The following is an 11,405-nucleotide window of genomic DNA, read 5'->3' as shown; positions in this document are numbered from 1 at the left end:
CGCTGACACCCCATGGGAATGCGTAGCACTGTTAAACAGCGACAAGGGCATTCCCAAAACCGTCAAAGACCGTTTGGACGTGTTTGCCGACCTTATGGTAAAGGTGAAGGAATACAAGATCGATCCCTCCCGGATGCACATTGATCCTCTTGTTGAAATGCTCTGCACCTCTGAAGACGGCATCGGCATGGTCACTGAAGTCATCAAAGAGATCAAAGCACAATATCCTACCATTCATGTCACCGGAGCAGTGAGCAACATTTCCTTCAACCTCCCGGTTCGTAAGATGGTCAACATGGGATTTGTGGTTCTGGCCATGAACGCCGGACTGGACAGTGCCATACTGGATCCCCTAAACCGGGACTTAATGGGCATCATCTTTGCCACGGAAGCTCTTCTGGGCGATGATGAATACTGCATGGAATACATCGGGGCCTACCGTGAAGGCATCTTTGGACCTGTAAAATAATAAACAAGACGAAATACAAAAATTAAGTTGGTATAAAAAGGAGAAATAAAATGTTGACAAAAAAACAGAACTTGCTTGAAGTAATGAAAGGTGGAAATCCGGATCGATTTGTAAAGCAATATGAAGCTTTTGCAATGATGATGAGAACCCCGATTACCCGAATCAAGCCGCCAATCGGTGGGGAAATAGTCAATGAATGGGGAGTAACTATCCGGTGGCCGGAAGGTCAATTAGGGGCGTTCCCAGTTCATGATGAGGAACACATTGTCATAAAGGATATAACAAAATGGCGGGACTACGTTAAAGCACCCTCCGTCGAAGAGTCCGAAGAAAAATGGGCGGTTGCCATCGCCGACGCAGCTGCGGTTGATCGAAATGATCAGTATGTCACTGTTTTTGTTGCACCTGGTGTTTTCGAACAGGTCCATTACCTTATGAGCATGGAAGAAGCATTAATGGCCTATTATGAAGAACCGGAAGCCATGCATGAACTCATTGACTATATTGTGGAATTCGAACTGAAGCTGGCAAAGGAATTTGTTGATCATCTCCACCCGGATGCCCTTTTTCATCATGATGACTGGGGCAGCCAAATTAACTCTTTTATTTCCCCGGCAATGTTTGAGGAATTCTTTGTTCCGGCTTACAAGAAAATTTATGGCTATTACAAAGATAACGGTGTCGAACTGATTATTCACCATAGTGACAGCTATGCCGCCAACCTGGTTCCGGCCATGATTGAAATGGGAATCGACATCTGGCAGGGAGTTATGACAACCAACCATGTTCCGGAATTGATTAAAGAATATGGGGGGGAAATTACATTCATGGGCGATATTGACAGCGGCGTCATTGATTTCCCAGGTTGGACCCGTGAAATCATCGCAGAAAAGGTAGAAACAGCCTGTCGAAGATGTGGCAAGTTATACTTTATTCCCGGTGCAAGCCAGGGATTAAATGTCAGCTCATTCCCAGGTGTCTACGAAGCAACCGATGAAGAAATTGACAGAATGACAAAGGAAATGTTTTAAATTATACCGTTTTAAATGACGAATGTTTTCCGGAGGGAAAGCTTTCGTTCCAGATTCGTCCTTAAAAACAGCTGGAATTATCTGTGAATTCACAGTAGGTGGTTCCTTGAAATAATTCCAGCTGTTTTCGGACGATTTCTTTAGGTATGGAGTTAAATGATAGCATTCATAAGTGAAGCGGAGATCATTTTCGCTATTAAAAGAAAACGATTTCATGCGATTATTAATTATTAGAATAGTTCCCGAGTATTTAAAATTGTTTTCTTCTCTTATATAAATTCGATATTGCGTATAAGAAAAAATCGAATTATTTGGAAAGGAATCGAAAATGGCAGAAAAATTAAAGAAACGCGTCATCTATCTCTATGGTTTACCTTCGTTTGGGTTTCAGATTTTTATATATGTAGAACTCATGTTTTTTTCTGCATTCTTGACAGATGCTGTCAAAATGCCGGTTGCCTTGGCAGGGTCTGTACTCATGATCACCAGTATCTTTGATCTGATTTGGGTTCCGGTCGCTGGAATTATTCTTCAGAAAAGTAATCTGAAATGGGGAAAATTCCGATCATGGTTGCTGATTGGTCCACCGATAGCAGCAATGCTTTATATCCTCCAGTTTTTAAAAATAGGAAGCCCTGTGATAAATGCCATTACTGCATGTATCGGCTTTGTCATTGGCCATTTGGTGTTCGATGTTTATTATTCCGCTCATATAGCGATGAACAGCGCGCTGACGGATAACGTCGAAGAGCGCGTTAAAATGTCTGCCAACAGAGGGGTTTTTAATGCCCTTGGTTCGCTTACATTCGCATATGTCGGAGTTAAAGCCATTCAGGCGGCGAGCATAGCATTCAACGATCCGGCACGTGGTTATCTCACTGTTGTTATCATGGTTGCTTTGATTATGGTATTGTGTTATTGGACGTTTTTTTTCCTGACGAGAGAATATGCTTTTCGTGGAACGATGCTCAAATCCCAGAAAACTGAAGGCATGCCGATTCGTGAAATACTGAAACAATTGCTCCAGAATCCGCCATTAATCGGTTTGCTTTTAATCGATCTTGGCAGATATGTAGGAAAATTTGTCGTCTTGGGTCTGTCATTCTATTATTTTAAATACGTCCTTAATGACCTCCCGGGAATGGCAATTTTTATGACAGGTCTGACAGTTGTTATCCTGATTTCAGCAACACTGGCTACGACTGTTGCGAAGAAATTTGGACCTCATAAGGCTTATGTGGGTGCATTGTGCTTTTTCATTGTTGGTCTGCTGATTACCTGGTTATTTCCATTGTCTCCAACAGCGTTCAAAATAGTAATGCTCGTATCCTTTATCGGTTACGGCCTGCCGGATTCACTTGTTGTGGCCATGTATTCTTCCTGTGTTGATTATGGAGAATGGCGGACGGGGAAAAACGCTCGAGGTTTCATCATGGCACTTTTGACGACTCCAATCAAAGTCGGAAACTTCATTAAAAGCGTTATTATAACAGCAGTACTGGCATCCGCCGGCTACATTGCCGACATGACACCGACACCGGAGCTGATTCAGGGTATTAAAAACGGTTTTTGTCTATTCCCTGCAATAATAATGATATTTGGGATGATCGTCTTTGTTATTCTTTCAAGAAAAATGAAGGACATGGACAATGACATTGCAGCAAAAAAATCGAAAGTTGAATTGGAGATTCTTTGAAGTGGCAGTCGTAGCTTTTTAAGGATTAGACTATCAGACGCCATTGGAACCTGAGGCTGCCCAATGCGTATTATATTTGTGCAATTCGAGTTATTAAAAATAAGAGGGTGTAAAAAACAGTAACGAAACTGTTTTTTTTACACCCTCTTTTAATTATTCCCAGAGAAAATGAATATGGTCGCAGTCAATGGTTTTAGCGATTTGAATGCCTTTGTAAAGAAGGGTTGTGACGCTATGTTGATCGATGCCCAGCATACGCGGAAGAATGCCGTTTAATAAAAACACCATATCGTCCACAGAATCATCAAGCGGTTTTTCAAAAAAATTCAGGAAGTATTCCCGACGTCCACCAAAATCGATAAAAAGAAAGTTATCAAATTCTTTTTCACTGACTACCAGATGATACTCATCAATGTAACGACGGTAAGTGTTGCGAATAAAGTCACCGGCGATTCGATAGTTTGATGCTTTTTTTAAGATCTCATAGTAAAAACGTCGATTATTTTCATTGTTGAGTATTCGGTCAAAATAAATTCGGCTCAATACTGCATGACGAAGGATGGAATTTTCAAGTCCATCTATTTTTAATTCATTAAGACAGGTATCGATTTGTTTATAATACTCCCAATATATTTCATTTACAATTTTGTCCTTCGTTTTAAAGTAATAGGTAAAAAGACCAATGGGTGTATCAGCTGTTTCAACAATATCTTTAATTTTTGTTTTTTCATAGCCCTTGGTATAGAAAAGTTGTTTTGCGGTTTGATAAAGGTGATTTCGAGTCTGGATACCTTTTTCGTACATAGCATTTCTCCTTATGTGTTTATAGTATTAACATAGCATATTTTGAGGATTAGAACAAGGAAGTACAGCAAAATATTGTAAAAAATTAATTTTTATTAAATTATTCGGTAAAAACATATATTTAATTAGAAAACCAAATGAATCATTATCCACTCGATTTTTGGGGGGCTCGGAGATTGCTTTAGGTACATCATCAGACCAATTATTATTTGTGCACACCTTTCCAGACAAGAAATTAAAATTACTCAGATAAATCCTCTGATTTGAAAAATTGCTATTTGAAAATTTAATTATGATCAATAGTTAATGTGTTAGAGGCAGCTGATTGATAAGAAGTTTAAGAATCGAAAATGCCACCATTCACAATTTGTGCACATCAGGGATAACATAATATGCTTAATGGGTATGTTAGAGAAAAAAATAGAATATAAATAAAATAAATTTGAATAATTGGATTGAGAAAACGAATAAATTTTTTATGAACCTCATATTAAAGCGGTTTTCAGTGATCATTAATGCCGATAATCAGCGATATTAATGATCACTGTGAAGTGGTGCTGCGGCCCACCGCCATCAAGAAAAGTGACAATAATTTGATGCAAATCATAGGAATTTGCCGAATAACAAGATAATTTCTTAAGTAATTCTTAATTAAAATCGACCTTTGCCTTAATTAATGTCGTGCATACGGGAGGGTACGCCCAGGGCACACCATTTTTTCGCATATTAGAGCCGTTTCGGCTCTTTTTTTGTTGGAGGAATACCTTGCGTATGCACGACAAATTTAATGAAATTTCAAGTATTTACCCTTAAAAAGGGTGGGGTTTTTTATTTTTTGAAAAAATAGATTTTCATTATTTCTGTTGGTTTTTCCAAAGTGCCATTTGATGATTAAGTGGATGTGATAAATATACCGGTTAAAGGAACCATGGTGTTCGGCGTGTTTATTTTACAATAAACACCTATCAACCCATCACCGGTTAACCATTATCATGACCAGACAAAATGGAACTATTTACAACATCTGTGTCACCGGAAATCCTGAAAAGAATCATCATGAGATTTTAAAATCTTTGGGATTGTTAACTTAATCAAACGCAGGAAAACAACGGTTAATGAGAGAAGGTAGTGACAGAAAAAAAGTAAGGCCTGGAGGCGTTTCAACGCTTGCAGGCCTTACTACTCGAAATATGGGTTACTATAAACAGATATAAAACATTTGATGAAAAAGGTAAAATATAAGGATTAGAAGCAGAGAAAAAAGAAATTTTTTCCAGACAGATTGAGCACACCAAAATTGATTGAGTCATTGAGAAACCGAACAAAAAGTTTCAAATGCGCTATGTTTATGATATAATCATAGCATACTTGAAACACGGGTGATAAAAATGAACTATCAAGAAAAACTCGAATCGATGATTGATGAAAAAGACGGCTTGATTCTGACCAAAGATCTGGAGAAGGCAAACATTCCCCGTTCCTATTTATATCGGGCAGTAAAAGCAGGGCAATTGAAATCCCTTCGCCGGGGGGTGTATCTCAGTGATGATGCCTGGGATGATGCCTATTTCTGGAAACAGGCCATTTACCAGAGAATGATTTATTCCCATGAAACCGCACTTTATTTTCTGGATCTGACTGACCGGGATCCACTGGTAATCACTGTGACCGTGCCCTTTGGATACAACGCATCCCGGTTAAGAAAAGAAGGTATACAGGTGTACAGTGTAAAAAAAGAGTGGTATGAGATTGGAATTGTGACCGTTCAAACTAATTTTGGCCGTGATATTCGATGCTATAATGAGGAACGGACCATTTGTGATCTGCTCAGTCCACGTTATCAGGCCGATTTAGCCTTGGTCACCGAAGCAGTCAAGCGCTATTTCAGAAAAAAAGATAAAAATGTTCCATTCTTGTTAAACTATGCAAAAACATTTGGTGTTGAAAAACGGATTAAAGCGTATATGGAGGTTCTGATGTGAAAACTGCTACCCAGTTAAAAGATAAGATCAAAAATCTGGCAAAAGAGAAAAACCTGGACCCATTGATTTTATCAAAAAACTATATGATGGAGCGTTTCCTTGAAAGGATTGCGTTATCGGCTTATGGAGACCACTTCATTCTGAAAGGCGGTTTTCTCATCGCTTCGGTAGTGGGAATCGATACCCGTTCAACGGTTGATATCGATACCACCTTAAAAAACTATCCAATGGATAAAGAAATGCTGAAAAAGATAATAGAGGAAATTATTCAGATTAACTGTGATGATCATATCATCATGTCATTAAAAAAGTTGGAAACAATCCATGAAGATGGTGAGTATTCAGGAATTCGTGTTTCCATTGAAACAAAAATTGATCGAATGCGCATTCCCATAAAAGTGGATATCACAACAGGGGATAAGATCACACCCAAAGAAATTGTTTACCAATATCCCCTAATGTTCGAAGACCGGTCTATTAAAGTTTGGGCGTATAATCTGGAAACTATCATTGCTGAAAAGTACCATGGAATCTTATCTTTTGGCACCTACAACACACGGATGCGGGATTATTACGATATTCATCTTCTGACACAATTGCAAACACAAACGATCAAACCCGAGGTTTTATATGATGCAATCCATGAAACTGCGAAGAATCGTCAGGGGCTCCATTTACTTACGGATCAGAAGATGATTATTAGCGAGATTCTCATAAGTGAGGACATGAAAAAATTATGGCATGATTATCAGCTAAAGAATTCATATGCTGTCGTATTTTCATGGGAAGAAGTGTGCAGTTCGGTAGAAGGTGTTTTAGATTTGGCATCTGAAGACATAAAAGTTGAGTTATAAAATTAAGATATAAAGAGAAAATATAACAGTATTGTAGACAATTGGTTAATGATCACGGAGGAGGATGTATTTTTGATAGACATTGATTTATTCAGTTGATTAATGTAAAATATTCAGTAATAAGAAAGAGTGAATTTTCGGATCAAGCAGCGTGCAGTTTTATCATCGGCAAAGTCAACAGAAGAAAGAATGATTATTATTAAAGGATAAAAGCCGAATTATGGATTGTTTAAATGGCGAAAACAGGTCTGTAGCTTCACTAAAAAACATGACAGGGAATGGATAATATGAAAATTGAAAGACTGAAAGAAATGATCAGCGGTGGTGAAAGCATCACGGTTGAGTTCAAGAAAAGCAAAACCAAATTGAACCGGGATGTTTTTGAGTCGGTCTGTGCCTTTTTAAATCGTAATGGCGGAAACCTTTTTTTGGGCGTTGATGACAACGGGAGCATTGTCGGCATTGATCAGGCGGCCGTCGAAAAGATCAAAATGGATTTTGTGACGTCAATGAACAATCCTCTGAAAATCAGTCCCACCTTTTATCTGTCAGTTGAAGAGGTTGAAATTGAGGAGAAAATTATCCTCTATATTTTGGTTCCACAGAGTTATCAGGTCCACCGGTGCAATGGAAAGATTTTTGATCGAAATGAAGATGGCGATATTAATATCACCGATAACACGAATCTTGTTTCTGACTTGTATATACGAAAACAGCGGAATTATACAGAAAACCTTATCTTTCCCTTTGCCGAACTATCGGAGCTCAAGGCTGAGCTCTTATTAAGGTTAGAAAAATGGCTGCCAATGAACGATCGGATCATCCATGGATGTCAATGAGTGATTTAGAACTGTTAAAGAGTGCCGGTCTTTATCTTAAAGATCGCCAAAGTGGGAAAGAAGGCCTTACTCTGGGCGGTATTCTTATTTTTGGAAATGAAGAGCTGATTCACGTAGCGTTGCCCCATCATCGAACCGATGCTATTTTACGAAGAGTCAATTTGGATCGCTATGATGACAGGGATGATATTCGGGTTAATCTCCTGGAGAGCTATGAGCGTCTGATGCAGTTTGTCTCAAAGCATCTTAATGATACTTTTTACCTGGAAGGCGATCGCAGAATCAGTCTTAGAGACAAGATTTTCAGAGAAGTTGTTTCTAACCTGCTCATTCATCGTGAGTTTGCCAATCCTTTTCCGGCAAAGCTGATCATTGAGAAAGATCGAGTTGTGACTGAAAATAGTAACAAAACGCATGGGAATGGTGTCATTGATCCGGAGAATTTTTCACCGTTTCCAAAGAATCCCACCATCGCCAGGTTTTTCAAGGAAATCGGCCTAGTGGATGAATTGGGGTCCGGGGTCAGAAACATATATAAGTATAATAAAATTTATTCAGGGGCAGAGCCTGTTTTTATGGAAGAGGATGTTTTCAGAACGATTATTCCCTTGATACCCCAAGCTACCCCCCAAGCTACCCCCCAAGCTACCCCTCAAGCTACCCCCCAAGCTGAGGTTAAAGAGGATCTGGATAGAACGAGAGAAATACTAGAATTTTGTAGAACCCCGAAAAGCAGACAAGAAATTCAAGATTACATAGAAATTAAAGATACAAAAGATTTTAGAACTAGGATATTAAACCCTTTGATTAAAGGGGGACTATTAAAGTTAACCTTGCCGGATAAACCAACAAGTCCCAGGCAGAAGTATTACTCTTAAAGCCTGATGAGGATTGTGAAAGGTTCCAGACACTAAATCATTAACAGAAAGTACTTATAAAAAATTAGAATTTGTTTTCTTCTCGCGCCTCCGGCTTAACGCCCGAGGCTTTTTTGGGTCAGCATTACTGCCCGTAGGTCTTGCGCCCTGGACTACGCTCTGCGCATAAGGCCAAGGCGCTACTCACGGTAGTGGCGTTCGCCTTCGTCCTGTCACGCACGGCAGAGCGAGCGGCTGAATTGCTTTTTGGTTCGATGCTGTCATCGGGGTGTGGGAACGCCGGTGGCGCATCACCTACTGATTCCCACACTCTCTTACTGCGTTGCCGAAAACCTTGCGCACTGACTGCTGTGTACCTCACCTACTATAATGTGCAGGCTTTTCAGACACAAAATTAAAATTACTCAGATAAATCCTCTGATTTGAATAATTGGATCGAGAAAACGAATGAATTTCTTGTGAACCGCATAGTAAAGCGGTTTTAGCGTTTAACCATGTCGATAATAATTATCGCTATGAAGTGGTGCGGCCTATTATCACCTAAAGAAGTGATAATATTTTGATATAAATCATAGGAATTTGCCGAATAATACGATATTTTCTTAAGTAATTCTTAATTAAAATCGACCTTTTGCCTTGATTAATGTCGTGCATACGGGAGGGTACGCCCAGGGCACACCATTTTTTCGCATATTAGAGCCGTTTCGGTTCTTTTTTTGTTTGAGGAATCCCTTGCGTATGCACGACAAATTTAATGAAATTTCAAGTATTCACCCTTAAAAAGGGTGTTTTTTTATAAAAAAATGGATTTTCATTATTTCTGTTGGGTTTTCCAAAGTGCCAGCTGATGATTAAGTGAACGTGCTAAATATACTGGTTAAAGGAACTATGGTGTCCGGCGGTTGGTTCCAACTGTACCGGACAGAAGTTCCAATGGTTCCGGTGTTTATAGTAAGATATAAATACCCTTTTGCAAAAGATTTTCCCCAAGCACCGGTGGGTAATTTTTAGGTCAATCGAATGAGTGAATTTTTCATCCGATCGTTGTCACTATGATGCTTTTTGACTCGTAACATTCGGATATGATTTCAAAGATACGTGTCGATAAAACGCTGCACTGGGTTCATAACGCTTCCAGTGATTTGTTTACCTATCTATCGGTGGAAATGAAACGTGGTACAGAAGGGATGGAGTCAAACGGTGTACTCCCTGAGTTCCATGGCATCGTTGTCCATAGATTGCTGGATGTCCTATTTTAAGTATTATGATATCTTGCATGCCATTTTGCAATGCCCATTTATTACGTGAGCTCAATGGTGTCATGGAAAAACATCCGGATCAAACATGGGCCCATCGTATGCAAACGTTACTTCTTCGAATGAAGAAGGTCAAAGATAACTTCGTGGCTGACCATAAGGAAATCTTAACTTATTATTATCGGCATATCTTCTGATGTGAATATGACAGCATCATTGAAGAAGGCAGAAACAAAAACCTGATAAAAGGACAAGTCGCCCGGTAAACACGGGCGACAGAAAAAAGGGAATCTATAGAATGGACACTAAAAAGTCTATTCAAATAGGTTTTTTTTTTAATCGAAAAATGATAATGAAATAGAGGGGATCAACTGGCAAATGAGTCTGCAACTGAATCCAGAATATTGCTTACCTTTGATAGAGCATTGCTCATGAGAAAAAAAGTGATATATGGCTATATTATTCGGTCCAAGGACCCTGCCTTGCAACTGGTTGAAGTGTTGACCGACTTCGCCTTTTTGAGAGATGCATGCATGGCAATGGGGTTTTAAGGCCTGTCCCAAAGGAGGAAATCTTGTCCTGCCTGTAAAGCGTGTTCGGGAGTCATTGAACGAAATTTCATCGATGTCCGGTCTGCGGCCGGATCTACTGGAAGGGAACCCACTACAAGTGCATGAATGATTTTATTCGGCAAGTGAAGGAAAAAATCCAAATGCATGAGATGTTGTATGATGAGCAATGTACCCCTAAACCCAGCTGCACTCGGGGTTACGAAAAGAACCATCTGCAAACTGGAACCAATGGCAATTTCAAACGCCACATCCATTTTGTTTTTGTAGGCCATCACACTCAATCCTTCATATCGGTAGGGATCAAGGCATCATTGGAATGCACTTTTTCCAAATCACTTTCGAAAGAATAACACAGTATGATGAAAAAAACAAATGAAAAAACCGGAATTGCACAACTCATTATTTCTTTTAAAATCAATTGTCGCCCAATACATTTTAAATGGTTGACAATTGATTTTTGTCTGTGCTACAATCAACAGGCGTATTTCCTACAGGAAACCGTAAAATAAGTTGCTAAAGGAGAATCATATGGATACTACATTTACCACACAAAACATCATACGATGTGCTTTGTTTACAGCCCTCATTGCCGTTGGAGCGTTTATTAAAATTCCCATTCCCGTTTTGCCATTTACCCTGCAATTTTTATTTACAATGCTTGGAGGTCTTTTGCTTGGAGGTGAATTAGGGGCGATGAGTGTTCTTGCCTACATTGCATTGGGTTTAATGGGATTGCCTATTTTTGCCGATGGCGGGGGAATTGCCTATGCGTTAAGGCCGACCTTTGGATACCTCATCGGTTTTTGTATTGCAAGCTATGTTACAGGGACGATTGCAAATAAAGTAGGCAATCCAACATTAAAGCGATTACTGGTTGCTAATTTTATTGGGCTTGTTATTGTATATTTTTGTGGAACCCTTTACTACTGGATCATATCTAATTTTGTGATCAATACACCCATTGGCCTTTGGCCCTTAATTTTCTATTGCGTTATTTTAGCGATGCCAGGTGATATTTTCCTTT

General features: G+C 39.3%; 9 protein-coding genes and 1 pseudogene. 9 read left to right on the top strand and 1 reads right to left on the bottom strand.

The window, feature by feature from the left end; all coding sequences use genetic code 11:
• From VIK44_RS04955 to VIK44_RS04945, 3 genes and pseudogenes are all read left to right on the top strand, one after another.
• A pseudogene (locus VIK44_RS04955) lies at nt 1-469 on the top strand (methyltetrahydrofolate cobalamin methyltransferase); the annotation flags it as partial.
• 50 nt (nt 470-519) lie between these two features.
• Nucleotides 520-1,500 carry a uroporphyrinogen decarboxylase family protein gene (locus tag VIK44_RS04950; RefSeq protein ID WP_331552737.1) on the top strand — a complete coding sequence of 327 codons (981 nt, stop codon included), beginning with the start codon at nt 520-522 and terminating at the stop codon, nt 1,498-1,500.
• A gap of 328 nt (nt 1,501-1,828) precedes the next feature.
• Nucleotides 1,829-3,196 (top strand): glycoside-pentoside-hexuronide (GPH):cation symporter, encoded by a 1,368-nt coding sequence (locus tag VIK44_RS04945; RefSeq protein ID WP_331552736.1) that lies wholly within the window; start codon nt 1,829-1,831, stop codon nt 3,194-3,196.
• 153 nt (nt 3,197-3,349) lie between these two features.
• On the opposite strand, the gene VIK44_RS04940 is transcribed toward VIK44_RS04945, so the two are convergent.
• Nucleotides 3,350-4,000 (bottom strand): TetR/AcrR family transcriptional regulator, encoded by a 651-nt coding sequence (locus VIK44_RS04940; protein WP_331552735.1) that lies wholly within the window; start codon nt 3,998-4,000, stop codon nt 3,350-3,352.
• Between the two features lie 1,388 nt (nt 4,001-5,388).
• Between VIK44_RS04940 and VIK44_RS04935 the strand changes: the two genes are divergently transcribed.
• The 6 genes from VIK44_RS04935 to VIK44_RS04910 form a co-directional block, all read left to right on the top strand.
• On the top strand, nt 5,389-5,982 hold the full coding sequence (locus VIK44_RS04935; RefSeq protein ID WP_331552734.1) for a type IV toxin-antitoxin system AbiEi family antitoxin domain-containing protein: 594 nt from the start codon (nt 5,389-5,391) through the stop codon (nt 5,980-5,982).
• On the top strand, nt 5,979-6,836 hold the full coding sequence (locus tag VIK44_RS04930; protein ID WP_331552733.1) for a nucleotidyl transferase AbiEii/AbiGii toxin family protein: 858 nt from the start codon (nt 5,979-5,981) through the stop codon (nt 6,834-6,836). Before VIK44_RS04935 ends, VIK44_RS04930 begins: the two co-directional genes overlap by 4 nt.
• A gap of 287 nt (nt 6,837-7,123) precedes the next feature.
• Nucleotides 7,124-7,675, top strand: coding sequence for a helix-turn-helix domain-containing protein (locus VIK44_RS04925; RefSeq protein WP_331552732.1), 552 nt, complete (start codon nt 7,124-7,126; stop codon nt 7,673-7,675).
• Nucleotides 7,633-8,553, top strand: a complete 921-nt coding sequence (locus VIK44_RS04920; RefSeq protein WP_331552731.1) for a Fic family protein — start codon at nt 7,633-7,635, stop codon at nt 8,551-8,553. Before VIK44_RS04925 ends, VIK44_RS04920 begins: the two co-directional genes overlap by 43 nt.
• A 1,627-nt stretch (nt 8,554-10,180) precedes the next feature.
• The gene (locus tag VIK44_RS14220; RefSeq protein ID WP_414637059.1) at nt 10,181-10,360 is read left to right on the top strand and encodes a Mut7-C RNAse domain-containing protein; all 180 of its coding nucleotides are present in this window, start codon (nt 10,181-10,183) and stop codon (nt 10,358-10,360) included.
• Nucleotides 10,361-10,909: 549 nt separating this feature from the next.
• Nucleotides 10,910-11,405, top strand: a 496-nt coding sequence (locus VIK44_RS04910) for a biotin transporter BioY (RefSeq protein WP_331552730.1), incomplete at its 3' end; no start/stop codon positions are given.

Source organism: Acetobacterium sp. (assembly GCF_036508315.1).
In the GTDB taxonomy this organism is placed as follows: Bacteria; Bacillota; Clostridia; order Eubacteriales; family Eubacteriaceae; genus Acetobacterium.
Note: the sequence above shows the minus strand (reverse complement) of the source record. Positions and strands in the feature narration are given on the sequence as shown.

Bases quoted from the DNA above. Each gene is read 5' to 3' on its own strand.
- VIK44_RS04950 (WP_331552737.1), top strand. From the start codon at position 520: ATGTTGACAAAAAAACAGAACTTGCTTGAAGTAATGAAAGGTGGAAAT.
- VIK44_RS04945 (WP_331552736.1), top strand. From the start codon at position 1,829: ATGGCAGAAAAATTAAAGAAACGCGTCATCTATCTCTATGGTTTACCT.
- VIK44_RS04940 (WP_331552735.1), bottom strand. From the start codon at position 4,000: ATGTACGAAAAAGGTATCCAGACTCGAAATCACCTTTATCAAACCGCA.
- VIK44_RS04935 (WP_331552734.1), top strand. From the start codon at position 5,389: ATGAACTATCAAGAAAAACTCGAATCGATGATTGATGAAAAAGACGGC.
- VIK44_RS04925 (WP_331552732.1), top strand. From the start codon at position 7,124: ATGAAAATTGAAAGACTGAAAGAAATGATCAGCGGTGGTGAAAGCATC.
- VIK44_RS04920 (WP_331552731.1), top strand. From the start codon at position 7,633: ATGGCTGCCAATGAACGATCGGATCATCCATGGATGTCAATGAGTGAT.